We start from the raw sequence: 19759 nt of genomic DNA, 5'->3' as shown, positions 1-19759 counted from the left end.
TGACGTCGGATTCGGTCAGGGCGCCTCGACGGGCAGCAGGGCGTGGACGAAGGTGCCCGCGTCGAACGGACGCAGATCCGCGGCGCTCTCGCCAACGCCGATGAAACGGATCGGGATGCGGAGCTCCTCGGCGATGGCGAACAGCACTCCGCCTCGTGCGGTGCCGTCGAGCTTGGTCACCGTGATTCCGGTCAAGGGGACGGCCTCGTTGAACTGGCGTGCCTGGGCCAGGGCATTCTGTCCCGTGCCTGCGTCGACGACCAGCATGGTTTCGTGCGGTGCCTCGGGGTCGATCTTCTGCATCACCCGACGCACCTTGGCCAGCTCCTGCATGAGATGGCCCTGGGTGTGCAGACGCCCGGCGGTGTCGGCGATCAGTATGTCCACGCCGCGCGATTTCGCCGAGTGCAGGGCGTCGTAGATCACCGCGGCCGTGTCGGCACCGCTGCCCTGGGCGACGACCGGGACACCGTGCCGCTCACCCCAGGCCTTGAGCTGCTCGACCGCGGCAGCGCGGAAGGTGTCACCAGCGGCCAGCATGACCGACTTGCCTTCGTCGAGATAGCGGCGGGCCAGTTTGCCGATCGTGGTGGTCTTGCCGACGCCGTTGACCCCGACCATCAGGATGACGAAGGGCTTGCGCTCGGGGTCGATGGCGAGGAATTCCTCGCAGGGCTCGATCAGATCGTAGAGCTCGGCCTGCACCGCCGGCAGCACAGCCTCGGGGCCGCCGATGAGGCCCTGTGCGATGCCTTCGCGCAGGCGGTCGATGATGCGGGTGGTCGCGGCCACGCCGAGATCGGCGGTCAGCAGCGTGGTCTCGATTTCCTCGATCAGCTCCTCGTCGACCTTCGAGGCGCGGCCGATGAGACTGAACAGCTCACCGAGGCTGGCTCGGCTTCGCTCGAGGCGCTGTTCGAGGGGGTCCTGCCCGCTCTTCTCGGCGGGACGAAGCTGGGTGGACTCGAGGCCCTGACCGGATTTCTTGCGTCGGAAAATCGAAAACATCGCTGGAGTGCCTGTGATAACGGGCCGAGGTCCCAACCGCCTGCAGCCGGCGCGCTATCCTACCACCATGACAGGTCGGATTCGGATCATCAGCGGGCAGTGGCGAGGGCGGCGCTTGAGCGTGGCCGACTTGCCGGGACTGCGACCGACGCCCGATCGAGCCCGAGAGACCCTGTTCAACTGGATCGGGCCGGCGATTCACGGCAAGCGCTGTCTCGATCTCTTTGCCGGCACCGGTGCTCTGGGCCTGGAAGCGGCCTCCCGCGGCGCCTCGGAAGTGATCCTGGTCGAGAAATCGGCGCAGGCGGTCAGGCACCTGGAGTCGCAGCTGCTCGACTGGCCCGGCCGGGAGTGCCTGAGCATCGTCAATGCCGAGGCCCTGTCCTGGCTGGCGGCGCTCGCGGATGTTCGTCCCTTCGACCTGGTGTTCATCGATCCGCCGTACCACCAGGGTCTGCAGCATCTGGCTCTGCGCGCTCTGGTCGAACAGGGCTGCCTGGCATCCGGAACGCGCATCTACCTCGAAGCGGCGACCGATGAGGACTGGCGCGGAGAGGATGCGGACTGGATCGAGCGGCATTTCGAGTGCCTGAAGGAGCGCAGGGTGGGGGCCGTGATGATCGGACTGTTCGCGCCTCGGGCGTTATAATCCCAGCTCCTTCGCGACCGTCTTTCGACATGTCCAGCAGTCCCGATTACCAATTGGCCGTCTACCCCGGCACCTTCGATCCCCTGACCAACGGCCACACCGATCTGGTGATTCGTGCGGCGCGGATGTTCCGCACGGTGGTGGTGGCGATCGCCGAGTCGCCGCACAAGCGCCCGGCCTTTGCCCTCGAGGAACGGATCGAGCTGGCGCGCGCCGTGCTCGACGAGGCCGGGCTGAGCAACGTCGAAGTCACCGGCTTCGATAGCCTGCTTGCCCATTTCGTCCAGTCGAAGGGCGCCGGGGTGATCCTTCGCGGCCTGCGCGCCGTGTCCGATTTCGAATACGAGTTTCAGCTGGCCTCGATGAACCGGCATCTGGTCAAGCGGGTCGAGACGGTCTTTCTGACGCCGGACGAGAAGCACAGCTTCATCTCCTCGACCCTGGTCAAGGAGGTCGCCCGACTGCAGGGTGACGTCAGCGGTTTCGTTCACCCGCGCGTGGCCGAGGCCCTGCGCGCTCATTTCTCCGCCTGAAGAATCTCCTGGCGGAAAGGTTGGATTCGATGCACGCAAGATTCCTGTTCTGTCTCTGGTTCGCAGTGATGCCCTACGGCATGGTGCTGGCCGCCGAGTCGGCGCCTGGTCGCATCGCGGTCGCCTCGGCCCATGAACTGGCGACCGACGCCGGTATCGAGGTCATGCAGGCCGGTGGCAATGCCTTCGATGCGGCGGTCGCGGTTTCTGCGGCGCTGGCCGTGGTCGAGCCGGCCTCGTCCGGGATCGGTGGCGGTGGGTTCTGGCTGCTGCAGCGTGCCAGCGACGGCATGACCACGATGGTCGACGGGCGCGAAACGGCACCGGCAGCGGCCACGGCCGACATGTACCTGAACGAGAGCGGTGAGGTCGAACGCGACTGGGCGGTGAATGGCCCGCTCGCGGCAGGCATCCCCGGTGCGGCAGCGGCCTGGGTGCATATCGCGGAGCGCTACGGGCGACTGCCCCTGCAGGACCTGCTGGCGCCGGCCATTCGCCTGGCCGAGGAAGGCTTTCCGGTCGACGAGAAGTACCGCCGTCTGCTTGGCTGGCGTACCGAGGTGATGCAGCGCTGGCCCGAGACGGCAGCGATCTTCATGCCGGGTGGCGGGGTGCCTGAACTGGAAACGATCATCCGGCAACCGGAGCTGGCAGGAACGCTGCGCAGACTGGCGGAGCAGGGTCATGCGGGTTTCTATGGCGGCGAAACCGCCCGGCTGCTGGTCGAAGGTGCTCGAGAGGCCGGTGGAATCTGGACCCTGGACGATCTGGCCGGCTACCGAGCCGTCGAGCGCGAACCGATCCGGATCGACTACGAGGGCTTCGAGCTGATCACGGCGCCGCCGCCGTCTTCCGGCGGCATCGCCATTGCCCAGATCCTCAACCTCATCGAGCCCTACGATCTGCCGTCGCTCAGTCAGGTCGAGCGGATCCATCTGCTCGCCGAAGCGATGCGCCGTGCCTACCGAGATCGCGCCCTGTATCTGGGTGACCCGGACTTCGTCGATATCCCGACCGACATGTTGCTCAGCCCCTTCTACGCCTCGGGCCTGCGCGCCGGGATTCGCCTGGATCGCGCCACGCCTTCGGCCAGTCTCGCCGCCGATCCTTCGCTGATCCGCGAGAGCAACAACACCACGCACTTCTCGCTGATGGATGCGGATGGCAACCTCGTTTCGGCCACGCTGACGGTCAATCTTCCCTATGGTTCGGCCTTTGCGCCGCCGGGCACGGGCGTGTTGCTCAACAACGAGATGGATGATTTTTCCGCCGCCGAGGGCGAGCCGAATGCCTATGGTCTGATCGGTTTTGCCGCCAATGCGATCGCGCCTGGCAAGCGCATGCTCAGCTCGATGAGCCCGACGATCGTGCGCGGACAGGATCGGGTCGCTGTGCTGGGAACGCCCGGTGGTTCGCGCATCATCACCATGGTGCTGCTCGGCATCCTCGATTTCATCGAAGGCGAGGGCCCCGAGTCCTGGGTCTCCCTGCCGCGCTTCCACCACCAGTATCAACCCGATGTGATTTCCCTCGAACCTGACAGCCTGGACGACGAATCCATCGCGGCGCTGGAGGCCCTGGGCCACGAGGTCGAGGTCCGCACCCGGAGCTGGGGCAATATGCATGCGGTGATGTGGGATCGGGCCAGCGGTGCGGTCGAGGCCGCCCACGACCCGCGCTGGACGTCCGGTGGTGCAAGGGTCGTGGCTCCTGAGGACTGAGCGCTCGAGCCAAATTGTGATCCGTCGCACGGAATCCGGCTACGGGATAGGATAGATTTCCAGTTCGGGAATTCCGGGAGACTGACCAGATGGATGTTCAGTTCGGGGGAATGACTCGATCGGATGGCCGGGGGGACGTCGATCCGATCTTCAACGACCGCTTCGAAGACAACCGCATCGATCCGGACGAGTTCGCCTGGCGCGTTCTCGAGAGGATCAGCTATGGCGCGAGGCCCGAAGATCTGGCCCAGTTCAACGGGCTCGGCAGCACCGTGGATGAACGGCTCGACGCCTGGCTCGATCTGCAGCTGAACTGGCAGGCGCTTCCCGACAATGACCTGCAGTCGCGTCTCTCCGCCGCCGGCTTCCAGACCCTGGGCAAACCGATCACCCAGCTGTGGGCCGATCACGTCCGTGGCTCGATGAACGGCTCCCCGGAGCGCTACTTCCCGGTGGCCGAGACCGACGCCGCCCGCCTGATGCGGGCGACCTATTCGAGCCGCCAGCTCTACGAGATGATGGTCGAATTCTGGCACGATCACTTCAACGTGACCGGCTGGGACTTCAGCATTGCGCCGGTCTTCGTTCAGCATGATCGAGACGCCATCCGGCCGCAGGCCCTGGGTAATTTCCGAACCCTGCTCGAGTCCGTGGCGAAGTCGACGGCCATGCAGTATTACCTGGATAACAAGTCCAACCGCCGAGGTGGCTACAACGAGAACTGGGCGCGGGAGCTGATGGAGCTCCATACGCTGGGTTCGGAAGTCTATTACCCGGGTGCATTCCACGGGCAGGTGCCGATCGGCGAAGACGGTCTGGCCGTCGGATACAGCGATGCCGACGTCTACGACGTGGCCCGTTGCTTCACCGGCTGGACGATTCGTGATGGCCACTGGCAGTTTCCGGATACGCCCGAATACGACACGGGCGAGTTCTTCTACCACTCGGCCTGGCACGAGGGTGGGCAGAAGAACGTGCTCGACCAGTGGGTCGGTCCTGCGGGGCAGGAGGAGGCGCGCACGGTCATGGACCTGCTGGCCAGGCATTCCGCCACGGCCCGTCATCTCTGCACCAAGCTCTGTCGCCGCTTCGTCGCTGACGAGCCACCGCAGAGCCTGGTCGATTCGGCGGCCTCGGTCTGGCAGGCCAACTGGCAGTCCCCGGACCAGATCGCCCTCGTCCTGCGCCATATTCTGGGCTCCGAGGAATTCAAGTCGGGGCAGGGCAGCAAGGTCAGGCGGCCCTTCGAGCTGATGGTCAGCGCCTTTCGGAAGTGCGGGGCCGAGATCGAGCCGCGCCACTATGACGGCTGGACGCCCTATGGTGAGCTGTTCGGCCGCTTCCAGCAGACCGGCCACGGCAGCTTCCGCTGGCCTGCCCCCGACGGCTACCCGGACACGGCCGCGCGCTGGACCTCGGCGTCGGTGATGGGCCAGAGCTGGCGCCTGCTAAGCCGCCTTCCCGAACTCAGGGAGGCCAACGACGGCCCGTTTCTGCTCGATGTCCAGGGCATCACCGAGGCGGCCTTCCCGCTGGCGGCGGATCGCACGGCGGCGAACCTGGTCGACTTCTGGGTCCAGCGCCTGCTGGGTGGAACCATCGATGCAGCGCGACGCCAGCGGCTCGTCGACTTCCTTCGCCAGAACGCCGCAGCGGACGTGCAGCTGGATATCAGCAGCGGTCTGCCCTACGGCAACTGGTCGAGTGGCAATCTGAGCGCGCACTACACGCCCGTGCGCCTGCGTGCCATGGTGTCCTTGATTCTCATCTCACCGGAGTTCCACCAGCGATGATCAGCCGCCGTTCCTTCATCAAGGGCTGCTGTGCGGCCGCCGGCGCCAGCGCGGTTCCGGGGCTGGCCTACTTCAATCCGCTCGGTGGCGGGCGCGGCATCGGCCATGACGTGATCGTGTTCCTGTTCCTGCGCGGAGGTATCGATGGGCTGCATCTGGTGGTGCCGATGGCGGGTCCGGAACGGGCCAACTACGAACTGCTCCGCGGCAGCCTGACCATTCCCGAGGATCGCCTGCGACCCCTGGATGCGCACTGGGGTATTCACCCGCGCGCCGGCGGTGGCCCGGGCGATCCGGTCGGTGCGGCGCCGAAGTGGCTGCACCGGCTCTGGTTGTCCGGCGATCTGGCCATCGTCCAGGGCAGTGGCATGCCCAGTCATCTCTCGCGCAGCCATTTCGACGCCCAGGCCTGGATCGACCTGGGTACGCCCGGCAGCAAGAACACTCCCGAGGGCTGGCTCACTCGCTATCTGGCCACGGCAGCCGGGCTGCCGACGCCGCAGCTCAGCAGTGCCTTCGGATTTGCGTCGACCTTGCCCGTCTCCCTGCTGGGTTCGAACGATGCGTTCACTGTTGCCAGTGCCCAGGACTTCCGCGTCGACGGATTCCACTGGTCCTGGAACGACAGCAACCCCGACATTGCGGGGCATCAGGGCGCGCACCACCAGATTCAGCCCCTGTGGGCGCCGGGTCAGGGGGCGCTGGCCGATTCCGGTCGTCTGGCCGCCGAGGCACTGGCCGAGATGCGCGATCTGGCCTTCGACGAGTACCAGCCCGAGGGCGGGGCCGTCTATCCGTCCGGGTCCTTCGGCAACCAGCTGCAGAATCTGGCCCAACTGATCAAGGCGGACACCGGTCTGGTCGCGGCGACCCTGGACTACGGCGGCTGGGATACGCACGACGGGCAGGGTATGCCCGATCCCGGCAATCCGGACCACTACGACTACTACGGGATTCGTGTGCAGGGCCTGGCTGAAGCCCTGGATGCCTTCCATACCGACCTGTCCCAGTCCTCGCAGGGCAATCTGATGAACCGGGTCACCGTCGTCATGCTCAGTGAGTTCGGTCGCAAGGTCAGTGCAAACCAGTCCAGCGGCAGCGATCACGGCTACGGGAACGTGATGATGGCCCTCGGTGGCTCGGTCAACGGCGGTCAGTTCTATGGCAGTTTCCCGGGCCTCGACAAGGCCTCTCTGTTCGAATTCCAGGACCTTGATGTGACCACCGACTATCGCCAGGTGCTGGCCGAGGCCCTGGTCCGACGCATGGGTTACCCAGCGAGCTCGCTCGAGCAGGTATTCCCCGACCTGGGAAGCTATCAGCCCATGGGCCTGTTTCAGCCCTGATCCGTCCGCGCGGAAATTCTCCGCGTTCTCGGGGCTCCCTGCTTCCATTCAGGGGCATTCAGGGATACAATTGCACGTTTTGCTAGATCTGTAATCGGTGGCGGGGAAAACCGCCGACCGGTCGAACCATCACGGAGTAATCATGGTCAAGATTCGTCTGAGCCGGGGCGGCGCCAAGAAGCAGCCGTTCTATCACATCATCGTTACCGACAGCCGCAACCGTCGCGACGGTCGCAACATCGAGCGCCTGGGCTTCTTCAACCCGGTTGCTCGTGGTCAGGAAGAGCGCCTGCGCGTCGACACCGATCGCGTCGATCACTGGGTGGGTCAGGGTGCACAGCTGACCGAGCGTGTCTCGCACCTGGTCAAGGAAGCGCGCAAGGCCCAGCAGGGAGCCTGATGGCTCTGCCGGAGACCGCTGAGCAGGTCGTCATCGGCCGCGTCATCGGACTCTGGGGCGTCCAGGGCTGGGTTCGGATCTACTCCGATACCCAGCCGCCGGACGCAATCTTTTCCTACCAGCCCTGGCTGATCGGCCCAGGGCAGTCGCCATACAAGGTTCTGGACTGGCGTCGTCAGGGGCCTCGCCTGGTGGCAAGGCTTGAAGGTATCGACGACCCTGACCGGGCCTCAGCACTCATCGATTCCGAAATCCTCGTGCCCAGGGCATGCCTGCCCGAGCCGGATCCGGGCCGTTTCTACTGGTCGGACCTGATCGGCGCTCGAGTGGTCAATCTCCAGGATCATGTCTTCGGCGCCGTCCACGGTCTGATCGAGACCGGAGCCAACGACGTCATGGACATCCGTGACGAGACCGGACGTTCCGTATTGATCCCCTTCGTTCGTGACCAGGTGGTCAAGCAGGTCGATCTGCAATCGGAAAGGATCGTTGTCGACTGGCCGCTTGAATGGACCGAGGAATGAGCCTTTCGAGGATCGATGTCATCAGTCTGTTTCCCGAATGGATCGAGGGCCTGAAGCAGCTCGGTCTGACGGGCCGGGCCTTGACCGACGGCCGGATCGAGCTGCAGACCTGGAATCCCCGTGACTACGCCAGCGGTGTCCATCGCAGCGTCGATGATCGCCCCTTCGGAGGCGGGCCCGGGATGGTGATGCGCCCGGAGCCGCTCGCTCAGGCAATCGAGGCGGCCAAGTCGGCGTCGCCGAGTGCCTCCGTGGTCTACCTGAGCCCCCAGGGGCGAGCGCTGGATGACGCCGGCACGCTGGAGCTCGCCGAGCGGCCCGCGTTGATCCTGGTCTGTGGCCGCTACGAGGGGGTCGACCAGCGACTCATCGACAGTCTGGTCGACGAAGAGTGGTCGGTCGGGGACTACGTGTTGTCGGGCGGTGAGCCCGCCGCGGCGATCCTGATCGATGCCGTGACGCGGCGCCTGCCCGGCGTGCTCGGGCATTCCGAGTCGGCCGTCCAGGACTCCTTCGCGACGGGCTTGCTCGATTGCCCCCATTACACTCGCCCGGAGCACTGGCGGGATCGCTCGGTGCCGGAGGTGCTGCTGAGCGGCGATCATGCCCGGATCGATCGCTGGCGTCGGGCCCAGGCTCTGCATCGAACGGCGCGCCTTCGTCCCGACCTGTTTCGATTGCACGAGCTCGGCAAGGAGGATCTTCGGGCGCTGGAGGAATTCCCTGAAGAATTCCTGCCTTAGGGCTCCACAAGAGGCCAGAAACAGGTTATTATTGTTGGCTTGTGTTGCCGCGTATCTGCGCGGCGAGATCATTGACCGGGAACCTGAAAGCCATGAGCAACATCATCGAACAAATCAACAGCGAACAGACCCAGCGCGAAATTCCGGATTTTTCCGCCGGTGACACCGTGGTCGTGAACCTCTGGGTGCGTGAGGGCGACCGCCAGCGGCTTCAGGCCTTCGAGGGCGTGGTCATCGCTCGCAAGAACCGTGGCGTCAACTCCGCCTTCACCGTGCGCAAGATGTCGCATGGCACGGGCGTCGAGCGCGTCTTCCAGACCTACAGCCCGCTGATCGACTCGATCGAAGTCAAGCGTCGCGGCAAGGTTCGTCGCGCCAAGCTGTTCTACCTGCGCAACCTGGAAGGCAAGGCTGCTCGAATCAAGGAAAAGCTGACCCGTCGCGCCAGCGCCTGATTCCTGCTAGTCAGAGAGCTTCAGAGGCCCGCCGAGCAAGCGTTCGGCGGGCTTTTTCCGTTTTCGGCTCAGCATTTCAGCCGCCCCCTTTCGATTCGCGTGGCCAAGGATGAAAGCATCCCGCTTGCGTCTGTTGATGAATATCTGGCCGCCTTTTCTGGCTGCCGGAATCCGCGTGCGCGAAATCAGCGAGGACTACTCGCGCGTCCGGGTCGAGATGCATCTTCGCTGGTACAACCGCAACTACGTTCGAACGCACTTCGGTGGGTCATTGTTCGCGATGACGGACCCGTTCTACATGTTGATGTACCTCGAGCGCCTGGGCAGGGACTACCTGGTTTGGGACCGATCGGCATCGATCGACTTCCTGCGCCCGGGCCGGGGCAAGGTGATGGCCGAGTTTCACTTGGATGACCAGTCCATCAACAGCGCGAAAGCGGCGGCCAGCTCTGGTGAGCCGGTGCTGATCGAGCATGAAGTCGACGTCGTCGACGAGGACGGTCGGACGGTGGCCCGAAGCCACAGAACCGTCTACGTCCGACGCAAGAAGAAAGGGCGCTAGAGGGCTGCCGCTACGGCCGATTGGCTGGCCGAGGGCCTCAGGAAGCGCCCTGGGCGGCTGCCTTGTCTGCCTTCGCGTCCTTTGCCGGTTTCGTGCGGCTTTCATCGCCGCCGGCCTGCGCGATGCGCCGTGGTGCTTCGGACTCCCGTGTTCGACTGGTTCCATTGAACACGGCGCCGGACTCGATCACCAGCTGAGCGACGGCAATACTGCCCGAGACCCTGCCAGTCGCAACGATTTCCAGGCGCTTGGCTTCGATGCTGCCGTCGAACTGGCCGCTGATCATGACGGTATCCGCGTTGATGTCGCCTTCGACTCGGCCTTCCTCGCCGATCGAGACCTCGTTGTCGGAGTCGATCTTGCCCTCGACGGAGCCATCGACATGCAGGCTGTCGTTCAGGGTGAGGTCGCCGACCAGTTTTGTGCCTGAAGCGATGACGGTCGTTCCGCCGCCACGCTTGCGGTCCTGCGGATGACCTCGACTAATGATTCCCATTCGACTCGATCCTCTTCGGTGAAGACCCGATCATAATCGTTAATCGACCAGTTGAGGAAGGGTAGTGGGTCCAGGCGACGATTGAGGTGTCGGACTTCGTAATGGAGATGGGGCGCGGCCGAAGCGCCGGTGTTGCCGGAATAACCGATCAATTCACCCCGCTTGATGTAGGTGCCGACCTGCACTTCGATCTCGTCCATGTGGCCGTAGATCGTGGAGAAGCCGTAGTTGTGCACCAGCTTGACCATCTTGCCGAGGCCGCTGTTGTGGTGGAACGAGGCCCATTCGACCACGCCGTCGGCCGTGGCGTAGATCGGCGTGCCGGTGGTCGCGCGCAGATCGGCACCACCGTGCATGGCCAGCTCGTCGCGAATCGGGTGGCGACGCATGCCGAAGCGACTGGTCACGACCTCGGATTCCACTGGGAAGCCGCTGGGAATGGATTCCAGCATGAGTCGCTTCTCGAACGCGGTCTGGCTGGCGGTATCGATGCGCTGGGCCAGCGGGCGTTCCGGTTCGGCACGCAGGCCGATCAGGATCTCGATGCTCTCCAGTTCGCTGGACAGCGCCATCAGGGAGTCCGCCTTTTCGTCGACTTCCCTCTGCAGGGCCTGCCGATCGGCGAGCAGGGCATCGTTGCTGGCCATGATTTCGGCCTGACGGGTCTCCAGCGAGGCCAGCTCGCCGTTGAGCTCGTTCACTCGGCTGTTCAGGCCGTGCAGCAGCAGGGTGCCGGTCAGGAACACCAGTCCAACCGCGCACAGCACACCTGCCAGCATGCGCTTCATCAGCTGGGTGAGGGTGTAGTGTCGGGCACCGCGGTAATCGGTGATCGTGATCAGATAGCGATGTCGCATGTGACTCCGAGTTCCGGATTGGATCGACCCGTGCTGCCGACCCCGGTCGCGGGCCGCATGAGCTTCTCCGAAGCCCGGCAGACCGTCAATTATGCGGTTCTGTCGGGGGCGATGCAAATCAGTACAATCGTCGAGCCCGGATCTGCGCGGCCGGGCCTGTCCCATATCGGAGCCCGATGCATGAAATCGATGATTCTAATTCTCCTCGCCTCGAGCCTGGCCCTTGCTCTGGCTGCTTGCGGCGATGCCACCGAGCCCGCCTCGCAGGGCAGTGAAGGCGAGGCATCGCCACCCACGGTCGCGGCCGTCGCGGCGGATGATGCACCCTCGGTCGAAACCGCCGCCGAGGCTCTGGCTCCGGTCCGGCCGGGGATCTACTCGAGCTTCCGTCTCGACCCGCCGGTCGATCGGCTCAGCGAGAACGAGCAGCGCATGGTGGGCCTGCTGATCGATGCCGCCGCCATCATGGATGCGTTGTTCTGGAAGCAGGCTTTCGGGGACCCGGTCGTCTTCCTGGCCGGGATCGACGATCCCGACGCGCGCCGCTTCGCCGAGATCAACTACGGACCCTGGGATCGTCTGGCCGGAAATCAGCCGTTTCTGCCGGGCTTCGGTCCGAAGCCGGCCGGTGCGAACTACTATCCGGCCGACATGAGCGACGAGGAGTTCGAGGCCTTCGAAGACCCGGCCAAGCTGGATCTCTACACCCTGATCCGCCGGGACGAAGCGGGCGATCTGGAAGTGGTTCCCTACCATGAAGCCTACGCGGAAGAACTGGAGCAAGCCGCGGCGCTGCTGCGCCAGGCAGCCGAGCTGTCCGACAGCGAAGGCTTCGCTGATTATCTGCGCCTCAGAGCGGAAGCACTGGTCAGCGACGACTACCAGCCGTCCGACATGGCCTGGATGGACGTGCGCGACAACAACGTCGAGATCATCATCGGCGCGATCGAAACCTACGAGGATCAGCGCTATGGAGCCAAGGCGGGTTACGAGGCCTACGTGATGCTCAAGGATCACGACTGGAGCCAGCGTCTCAGCCGCTACGCGGCCTTGCTCCCGGCCCTGCAGGAAGGGCTTCCGGTGCCCGAGGCTTATCGCGCCGAGTCGCCCGGTACCGATTCAGACCTCAATGCTTACGACATGGTCTACTACGCCGGTCATTCCAATGCTGGTTCGAAGACGATCGCGGTCAATCTTCCCAATGACGAAGAGGTGCAGCTGGCGAGAGGCACCCGACGGCTGCAGCTCAAGAACGCCATGCGCGCCAAGTTCGACGCCATTCTCGAGCCCCTGGCCGAGGTGCTGATCGCCGAGGACCAGCGTCGGCACATCCAGTTCGACGCCTTCTTCGGCAATACCATGTTCCACGAGGTGGCCCATGGACTGGGCATCAAGAACACCATTAATGGACAGGGGACGGTGCGTGAGGCACTGCGCGAGCACGCCAGTCCGCACGAGGAAGGCAAGGCCGATGTGCTGGGGCTGTACATGGTGCGAGAACTCCTCGAACAGGGCGAGATGGAGGGGGAGGTCATGGATTACTACGTGACCTTCCTCGCCGGCATCTTCCGCTCCGTGCGTTTCGGCGCAGCCAGCGCTCACGGTCGGGCGAACATGATGCGCTTCAACTACTTTGCCGACTTCGGGGCCTTCGAGCGTGACGAGAACGGCCACTACCGAGTCATCGAAGAGCGCTTTTCCGAGGCGGTTGATGCCCTGTCGCGCGACATCCTGGTGATGCAGGGTGACGGTGACTACGAACGGGCCGGGCGCATGCTGGAGGAGCTGGGTCGGATCGGCCCGCAGCTGCAGGCGGATCTGGATCGGATCGACGCGGCCGGCATTCCGGTCGACGTGGTCTTCGAGCAGGGGCACGAGGTCGTCGGCTTTTAGGAGTTCCCTGACGTCGAGATCGGTCGGCGGGCCTTGATTTCAGGCCCGCCGACGCCTATCTGGGGTGAGGTATCCCAAGACTCTGCAGACCTGCCATGAGCCAGACGTCCAACACCGAAACCCGAGCTTTCGACACCGAAGTCCATCAGCTGCTCAAGCTGATGATCAACGCCCTGTACTCCAACCGCGAGATCTTCCTGCGGGAACTGATCTCGAACGCCTCCGATGCAAGCGACAAGCTGCGCTTCGAAGCCCTGACCAAGGAAGCCCTCAAGGGCCTCGATCAGGACCTGGGTATCGACGTCCACTTCGACGCGGAGAAGCACCAGCTGCGGGTCGTCGATCGTGGTATCGGCATGAGCCGCGACGAGGTCATCGAGAATCTCGGCACCATTGCCCGTTCCGGCACGCGCCGCTTTCTCGACTCCCTGTCGGGCGACCAGAAGAAGGACGCGCGCCTGATCGGTCAGTTCGGGGTCGGCTTCTATGCTGCGTTCATCGTCGCCAGTGAAGTGCAGGTCGAAACGCGCCGTGCCGACCTGCCGCCGGGCGAGGGCGTGCGCTGGATTTCCAGCGGCGAGGGTGAATACCGGATCGAGTCGATCGATCGTCCCGAGCAGGGCACGGTGGTCACCCTGAGCCTGCGAGAAGAACACCGGGATCTGCTCGACCGCTGGGTCCTCGAGCGGATCATCCGCCACTATTCCAACCATGTGGCCTTCCCGATTCGTCTGCTGGATGAATCCAGGCCGGGTGACTCCGAAGGCGATGGGTCCAGCCTGGTCAACGATTCCCAGGCGATCTGGGCGCGCTCCAAGGCCGAGCTCGAAGACGAGGACTACAAGAGCTTCTACCGCAGCCTGGGCATGGATGCCTCGGATCCGGTCAGCTGGGCCCATCATCATGTCGAAGGCACGCAGAGCTACAGTCTGCTGCTGTATCTGCCGGGTCAGGCGCCCTTCGATCTGTTGACCAACCGTGACGAGCGGGAGGGCCTGAAGCTCTGCATCCAGCGCGTGTTCATCATGGACGCGGCCGAGCAGCTGCTGCCGCGCTACCTTCGCTTCATGCGCGGGGTCGTCGACTCGGCGGATCTGCCGCTGAACGTCTCGCGCGAGCTGCTCCAGGACAGTCCGCTGCTGAAGAAGATCCGGGCGACCGTGGTCAAGCGCAGCCTCGACCTGATCGAGAAGCTGGCCGAAGCGGGCGGCGAGCCCTGGGAGCGTTTCTGGTCCGCCTTCGGCAGCGTCCTCAAGGAAGGCGTGATCGAGGACCACGAGCAGCGCGAGCGGATCGCCAGACTGCTCCGCTTCGCCTCCACACGTTCCGACGGAGAGCATTCGGTCGGGCTGGACGACTACATCGAGCGCATGGGCAAGGATCAGGACACGATCTGGTACCTCACCGCCGACAGCCTGCGAGTGGCGCGCTCGAGCCCGCACCTGGAAGCCTTCCGGGCGCGCGACATCGAAGTCCTGCTGCTGACCGACCGCATCGACGAGTGGCTGGTCGCCCATCTGGACGAGTACCAGGGCAAGACCCTGAAGTCCGTGGCGCGCGGCAAGCTCGAGCTCGGCGAAGAGGCCGATGCACCGGATGCCTCTGCCACCGCACTTGCGGGCCGCATCAAGCAGGTGCTCGGCGATCGGGTCGGCAATGTGATTCCCGGGCGACGCCTGACCGAATCGCCTGCTTGCATCGTCAGCGATGAGCACGGCATGAGCCTGCAGATGCAGAAGTTGCTGCGCCAGGCGGGCCAGGAGGTGCCGGAGACCAAGCCGGAGCTGGAGATCAATCCGACCCATGCCGTCGTCGAGCTGATGGCGGCAGAGCAGGATGAGGAGCGCTTCGGCGAGCTGGCCCAGCTGCTGTTCGATCAGGCCCTGCTGGCCGAAGGCGGCGAGCTGAGCGATCCGGCAGCCTATGTCCGCCGGGTCAATGCATTGCTGGTCAGTGCCCTGGCTCCGACCCCTACCGAGGGCGACAAGGACGCCTCTGCCAGTGCCGGCGCCTGAGGAGGCGCTGGCCCCGGCCAGGGCGCTGCACTGGCGGGAGCGCCTGGGTCACTGGGTCGAAGGGCGCGGCTTTTCGCGCTTCATCATCGGCCTGATCGTGCTCAATGCCGCGATCCTGGGCCTGGAGACTTCTCCGACGATGATGGAGCGGGCGGGCGCCGTGCTCGCTGGGGCCAATGCAATCATCCTCGGGATCTTCGTGATCGAGATCCTGTTGAAGCTCGTGGCCTTCGGGCCACGCTTCTTTCGTTCAGGCTGGAACCTGTTCGACTTCTTCATCGTCGGGATTTCCCTCGTGCCTGCCTCCGGGCCCTTGGAGATTCTGCGGGCCCTGCGCATCCTGCGAGTGCTCCGCCTGCTCTCGCAGGTGCCGAAGCTGCGCCTGATCATCGAATCCCTGATGCGCGCGCTGCCGGGCATGGGCTGGACCGCACTCCTGCTGATCCTGGTGTTCTATGTCTTCGCGGTGATGGGGACGATGATGTTCGGCGAGCAGTTCCCCGAACTGTGGGGCAATCTGGCTCGCAGCCTGTTCACCCTGTTCCAGGTCATGACCCTGGAGTCCTGGTCCACCGGGGTGGCGCGGCCCATGTTCGATGCCTACCCCTGGGTCTGGGTCTACTTCGTGCCGTTCATTCTGGTCTCGAGCTTCATGGTGCTCAACCTGTTCATCGCCATCATCGTCACCGCCACCCAGTCGATCCATGCCGATGAGGAGGAGGAGCAGCGACAGGTCCTGATGGAGACCCTCAAGCGCATCGACGAGCGCCTGGCGCGTCTCGAAGCCGGCCGGCCGCCGGCAGGGAAGGGCGAGTGAGCGAAGCCGTTCGCCTCGACAAGTGGCTGTGGTCCACCCGCTTCTTCAAGACCCGCAGCCTGGCCCAGCAGGCCATTCGCGGCGGCAAGGTCGAGATCAATGGTCAGAAGCCCAAGGCGTCGCGTCTGGTGCGGGTCGAAGACCGCCTGCAGATCGGTCGAGGCGAATTGCTGTTCGAGGTGGTGGTGATCGGGCTGGCCGAACGACGCGTTTCGGCAGAGCAGGCGAGAGCGCTCTACGAGGAAACCGCTGAGAGTATCGAGCGCCGCGAAGCGCAGCTGGCTCGAAAGCGAGAAGCTCGTGAGGCGGGTGCGCAGGCCGGTCGACCGGACAAGCGGCAGCGCCGGGCCCTGGAGCGTCTTCGTTCTCGAAATCGCTGAGACCCTCGATAGGCCAGCGCCTGTTCACTCGAGCTGAAGCCTTTAGTAGCGAAGCCGCACGCTGCGGATGCCCTCTAGCCCGTCGATCGCGGCCAGCAGATCACTGGAGGGCTGGACCTGCCAGCTCTCGCCGAGCTTCAGCAGAGCGTGCGCGTCCTGGTTCTGATAGCGCAGGATGATCGGGGTCTGGCCCGAGCGGTAGGGGTGCAGGGCGGCGGCAAGATCGCGATCGAATTCATCGCCGGCCTGATCGACCTCGATTTCCAGACGCTGCGCGAATCGCCCTCGAGCCTCATCGACTTCGAGCACTTCCTCGGCCACCATCCGGAAGCCGCCGCGGAAATTGTCGACTTCGACCTTGCCACGAATGACGATGATTTCGTCGTTGATCAGGCGATTGGAGACCTGATCGAAGAGGTTCTCGAAGATCGCCACTTCCAGGCGCCCGGTGCTGTCGTCGATGGCCACGAAGGCGCCCTTGCCCGGACGTTTGCGGATTGCCACGATCAGACCGGCCAGGGTCATCTCGACGCCCTGTCGGCGACCGCGACGCTCTTCACCACCGTTTCGCTCTCCGCCCAGGCGCTGCCCGATCTGGTCGAGGGTGGTGGTGATGAAACCGGCCAGTTCATCGCGGACTTCATCCATCGGATGGCCGGACAGGTACAGGCCCAGGGCCTCGCGCTCCGCCCGCAGTCGTTGGCGTCCGGTCCAGGGGCGAACGTCCGGCACGCTGCGTCCAGGCACCGGTGTCGGATCGCTGGGTGCCGATGGTGCTGAGCCGAACAGACTGGCCTGGCCGGCCTCCCGGTCGGCCTGGAAGCGCTCGGCCTCCTGCACGATCTCCGGCAGCGCGGCCATCAGCGCCGCGCGGTTCTCGTTCAGCTGGTCCAGGGCGCCGGCCCGGATCAGGGTCTCCAGGGTTCGGCGATTGAGTTTGCCGAGATCGACTTCCCGGCAGAAGCTCGACAGGGAATCGAAGCCGCCGATCCGCTCCCGGACATCGACCAGATTCTCGACCGCGCCGGCGCCGACCCCCTTGATCGCTCCCAGGCCATAGCGAATCGCGCCGTTCTCGACCTTGAATCGATAGACCGATGCATTGATGTCCGGCGGCAGGATATCGAGCCCCATCGCCCGGCAGTCTTCGATCAGGTTGGCGATCTTGTCGGTCTTGTCGAGATCGGCGGACAGCACGGCGGCCATGAATTCGGCCGGGTAGTGGGCCTTGAGCCAGGCCGTGTGGTAGGCGACCAGAGCGTAGGCGACCGAGTGCGACTTGTTGAAGCCGTAGCGCGCGAAGGTCTCCATCAGATCGAAGATGGGTTCGGCCTGGTCGGCCTGGATGTCGTTCTTCGCGGCACCTTCGACGAAGATCTTGCGCTGGCGCTGCATCTCCTCGGGCTTCTTCTTGCCCATGGCCCGTCGCAGCAGGTCGGCACCTCCGAGGCTGTAGCCGGCCAGCTCCTGGGCGATCTGCATCACCTGTTCCTGGTAGAGGATGACGCCGTAGGTGTCGCCGAGGATCGGCTCGGCCAGGGGGTGCGGGTACTTGACCGGCGCGCGGCCGTGCTTGCGGTTGATGTACTCATCGACCATTCCCGCATCCAGTGGGCCGGGACGGTAGAGGGCCACGGCGGCGACGATGTCGTTGAAGCTGTCGGGTTTGAGCTTGCGCAGCAGCTCCTTCATGCCCGGAGACTCGAGCTGGAAGACGGCGGTCGTATGGGCGGCCTGGAGCAGCTTGAAGGCCTTGTCGTCGTCGAGGGGCAGGTCATCGAGGACCAGCTCGTCCTGACCCTTCTGTTTGCGGGACTCGTTGATCGCCTTCAGGGCCCAGTCGATGATCGTCAGGTTGCGAAGCCCGAGGAAGTCGAACTTGACCAGGCCCACGGATTCGACGTCGTTCTTGTCGTACTGGGTCAGCACCGAATGGCCGTCGGGCTCGGTGTAGAGCGGCGTGAAGTCGGTCAGGGCGCTGGGCGCGATGACCAGCCCTCCGGCGTGCTTGCCCGCGTTGCGGGCGAGGCCCTCGAGGGAGCGAGCCAGGTCGAGGACCGAGCGCGTGTCTTCTTCGTTGTCGTAGCGTTGCTTGAGCTCGGGCTCTTCTTCCAGCGCCTTGTCGAGGGTCATCTCCAGCTTGTTGGGGATGAGCTTGGCGATCGAGTCGACGAAGCCGTAGTTGTAGCCGAGCACGCGCCCGCAGTCGCGCACCACGGCCTTGGCCGCCATCGTGCCGTAGGTGATGATCTGGGACACCTGATCGCGGCCGTAGCGCTGGGCGACGTAGTCGATCACTCGATCGCGTCCCTCGACGCAGAAATCGATATCGAAGTCGGGCATCGAGACGCGCTCAGGATTCAGAAAACGCTCGAAGAGTAGCTCGTAACGTATTGGATCCAATCCGGTAATGCCGAGCACCCAGGCGACGAGGGAACCTGCACCGGAGCCTCGGCCCGGACCGACCGGAACGCCATTCTCGAAGGCCCAGGTGATGAAGTCGGCGACGATCAGGAAGTAACCGGGGAAGCCCATCGAGACGATGACTTCCAGCTCACGCTCCAGACGCTGGTCATAATCCTCTCGCGTCGTGTCGGGCGCGAGTCCGTGGCGCTTCAGACGCTGGTCCAGACCTTCGCGGGACTTCCTGCGCAGGAAGTCGGCCTCGGTTTCGCCATCGGGCACGGGGAAGGCCGGCAGGGCGTATTCACCCAGGGTCAGCTCCAGATTGCAGCGCTGCGCCAGTTCCCATGTGTTGTGCAGGGCCACGGGCAGATCGGCGAACAGTTCGGCCATGGCCTCGGAGCTTTTCAGATACTGCTGGTCGACGTAGTCGCGGCTGCGCCGCTTGTCGTCGAGGAGGCGGCTCTGGTGGATGCAGACGCGGGCCTCGTGGGCGAAGAAATCGTCCTGGTCCAGGAAGCGGACGTCGTTGCTGGCCACGACCGGCGTCTCGGTCTGGATGGCCAGATCGAGCAGGCCGTTCTCGAGCAGTTTCTCGCCATCCCGGCCGAGCCGTTCCAGGGCCAGGTAGCAGCGCCCGGGAAACAGCTGCAGCCATTCGTTCAGCTGGCTTCTGGCGAGATTTCGGCGCCCGTTGGAGAGCGCCTGGCCTAGATTGGAGCTGCGGCCGAGCAGGGTGATCAGGCCCTCGGTCTGACCCTTCAGCCAGGCGGGATGGACCCGCGGCTGGCCCCGGAAGCGTCCCTCCAGGAAGCTGCGCGAGAGCAGGCGGCAGAGGTTGAGGTAGCCCGTTCGATCCTGGATCAGCAGGGTGATGACGCCGAAGCGTTCCGGGTGTTCCGGGTCCGATACGCGTAGATCGGCCCCGGCGATCGGCTTGATGCCCTTGTCCATCGCCTTGCGATAGAACTTCACCAGGCCGAACAGGTTGTGCCAATCGGTGACGGCGATGGCCGGCATGCCCAGCTCGGCCGCTCGGTCGATCAGCGGGCCGATGCGGACGGTGCCGTCTTCCAGCGAGTACTCGGTGTGCAGCCGAAGATGGATGAAGGGCGGTGCGGCGGAGTTCTCGCGGTCCATCGGGAGATTATAGCGCCGGCCGGG

At 64.6% G+C, this 19759-nt stretch carries 18 protein-coding genes; 14 read left to right on the top strand and 4 right to left on the bottom strand.

Annotated features, from left to right (window positions below; translation table 11 throughout):
- Nucleotides 1-15: 15 nt before the first annotated feature.
- Nucleotides 16-1008: a signal recognition particle-docking protein FtsY gene (ftsY, locus tag WM2015_RS08285; RefSeq protein ID WP_049725602.1), complete on the bottom strand. Its 993-nt coding sequence runs from the start codon at nt 1006-1008 to the stop codon at nt 16-18.
- A gap of 67 nt (nt 1009-1075) precedes the next feature.
- On the opposite strand from ftsY, the gene rsmD reads away from it, so the two are divergent.
- The 10 genes from rsmD (at nt 1076) to WM2015_RS08235 (ending at nt 9734) form a co-directional block, all read left to right on the top strand.
- Complete coding sequence (gene rsmD / locus WM2015_RS08280) at nt 1076-1657, top strand: 16S rRNA (guanine(966)-N(2))-methyltransferase RsmD (RefSeq protein WP_049725601.1); 582 nt, start codon at nt 1076-1078, stop codon at nt 1655-1657.
- Nucleotides 1658-1686: 29 nt separating this feature from the next.
- Complete coding sequence (gene coaD / locus WM2015_RS08275; protein ID WP_049725600.1) at nt 1687-2190, top strand: pantetheine-phosphate adenylyltransferase; 504 nt, start codon at nt 1687-1689, stop codon at nt 2188-2190.
- A 29-nt stretch (nt 2191-2219) separates the two neighbouring features.
- Nucleotides 2220-3911: a gamma-glutamyltransferase gene (gene ggt / locus WM2015_RS08270; RefSeq protein ID WP_156201007.1), complete on the top strand. Its 1692-nt coding sequence runs from the start codon at nt 2220-2222 to the stop codon at nt 3909-3911.
- 110 nt (nt 3912-4021) lie between these two features.
- The gene (locus tag WM2015_RS08265) at nt 4022-5704 is read left to right on the top strand and encodes a DUF1800 domain-containing protein (RefSeq protein ID WP_169751129.1); all 1683 of its coding nucleotides are present in this window, start codon (nt 4022-4024) and stop codon (nt 5702-5704) included.
- Nucleotides 5701-7050, top strand: coding sequence for a DUF1501 domain-containing protein (locus WM2015_RS08260; protein ID WP_049725597.1), 1350 nt, complete (start codon nt 5701-5703; stop codon nt 7048-7050). Before WM2015_RS08265 ends, WM2015_RS08260 begins: the two co-directional genes overlap by 4 nt.
- A 142-nt stretch (nt 7051-7192) precedes the next feature.
- The gene (rpsP, locus tag WM2015_RS08255; protein ID WP_049725596.1) at nt 7193-7450 is read left to right on the top strand and encodes a 30S ribosomal protein S16; all 258 of its coding nucleotides are present in this window, start codon (nt 7193-7195) and stop codon (nt 7448-7450) included.
- A complete protein-coding gene (gene rimM, locus WM2015_RS08250; RefSeq protein ID WP_049725595.1) occupies nt 7450-7974 on the top strand; it encodes a ribosome maturation factor RimM in 525 nt (174 codons plus the stop codon). The genes rpsP and rimM overlap by 1 nt, the downstream gene beginning before the upstream one ends.
- Nucleotides 7971-8717: a tRNA (guanosine(37)-N1)-methyltransferase TrmD gene (gene trmD / locus WM2015_RS08245; protein ID WP_049725594.1), complete on the top strand. Its 747-nt coding sequence runs from the start codon at nt 7971-7973 to the stop codon at nt 8715-8717. Before rimM ends, trmD begins: the two co-directional genes overlap by 4 nt.
- A 92-nt stretch (nt 8718-8809) precedes the next feature.
- Nucleotides 8810-9172, top strand: coding sequence for a 50S ribosomal protein L19 (rplS, locus tag WM2015_RS08240; protein WP_049725593.1), 363 nt, complete (start codon nt 8810-8812; stop codon nt 9170-9172).
- A 109-nt stretch (nt 9173-9281) separates the two neighbouring features.
- Nucleotides 9282-9734, top strand: a complete 453-nt coding sequence (locus WM2015_RS08235) for a DUF4442 domain-containing protein (RefSeq protein ID WP_049725592.1) — start codon at nt 9282-9284, stop codon at nt 9732-9734.
- A 37-nt stretch (nt 9735-9771) separates the two neighbouring features.
- Here WM2015_RS08235 and WM2015_RS08230 read toward each other — a convergent pair whose 3' ends face one another.
- Both WM2015_RS08230 and WM2015_RS08225 read right to left on the bottom strand, forming a co-directional pair.
- Nucleotides 9772-10230 carry a bactofilin family protein gene (locus tag WM2015_RS08230; RefSeq protein ID WP_049725591.1) on the bottom strand — a complete coding sequence of 153 codons (459 nt, stop codon included), beginning with the start codon at nt 10228-10230 and terminating at the stop codon, nt 9772-9774.
- On the bottom strand, nt 10131-11087 hold the full coding sequence (locus WM2015_RS08225; protein WP_049725590.1) for a M23 family metallopeptidase: 957 nt from the start codon (nt 11085-11087) through the stop codon (nt 10131-10133). The genes WM2015_RS08230 and WM2015_RS08225 overlap by 100 nt, the downstream gene beginning before the upstream one ends.
- A 180-nt stretch (nt 11088-11267) precedes the next feature.
- Here WM2015_RS08225 and WM2015_RS08220 point away from each other — a divergent pair, with 180 nt between their 5' ends.
- The 4 genes from WM2015_RS08220 to WM2015_RS08205 all read left to right on the top strand — a co-directional run bounded on the left by WM2015_RS08220 (nt 11268) and on the right by WM2015_RS08205 (nt 16192).
- Nucleotides 11268-12980 (top strand): dipeptidyl-peptidase 3 family protein, encoded by a 1713-nt coding sequence (locus tag WM2015_RS08220; RefSeq protein WP_049727025.1) that lies wholly within the window; start codon nt 11268-11270, stop codon nt 12978-12980.
- 95 nt (nt 12981-13075) lie between these two features.
- Nucleotides 13076-14995, top strand: coding sequence for a molecular chaperone HtpG (gene htpG / locus WM2015_RS08215; protein ID WP_049725589.1), 1920 nt, complete (start codon nt 13076-13078; stop codon nt 14993-14995).
- Nucleotides 14982-15812, top strand: a complete 831-nt coding sequence (locus WM2015_RS08210; protein ID WP_245609746.1) for an ion transporter — start codon at nt 14982-14984, stop codon at nt 15810-15812. The genes htpG and WM2015_RS08210 overlap by 14 nt, the downstream gene beginning before the upstream one ends.
- Nucleotides 15809-16192 carry an RNA-binding S4 domain-containing protein gene (locus tag WM2015_RS08205; protein WP_049725588.1) on the top strand — a complete coding sequence of 128 codons (384 nt, stop codon included), beginning with the start codon at nt 15809-15811 and terminating at the stop codon, nt 16190-16192. Before WM2015_RS08210 ends, WM2015_RS08205 begins: the two co-directional genes overlap by 4 nt.
- A gap of 42 nt (nt 16193-16234) precedes the next feature.
- Here the strand turns inward: WM2015_RS08205 and dnaE are convergent, their stop codons facing one another.
- The gene (dnaE, locus tag WM2015_RS08200; protein ID WP_049725587.1) at nt 16235-19735 is read right to left on the bottom strand and encodes a DNA polymerase III subunit alpha; all 3501 of its coding nucleotides are present in this window, start codon (nt 19733-19735) and stop codon (nt 16235-16237) included.
- Between the last annotated feature and the right edge of the window lie 24 nt (nt 19736-19759).

Origin of the sequence: Wenzhouxiangella marina, from assembly GCF_001187785.1 — a bacterium.
GTDB classification, from domain to species: Bacteria; Pseudomonadota; Gammaproteobacteria; order Xanthomonadales; family Wenzhouxiangellaceae; genus Wenzhouxiangella; species Wenzhouxiangella marina.
Note: the sequence above shows the minus strand (reverse complement) of the source record. Positions and strands in the feature narration are given on the sequence as shown.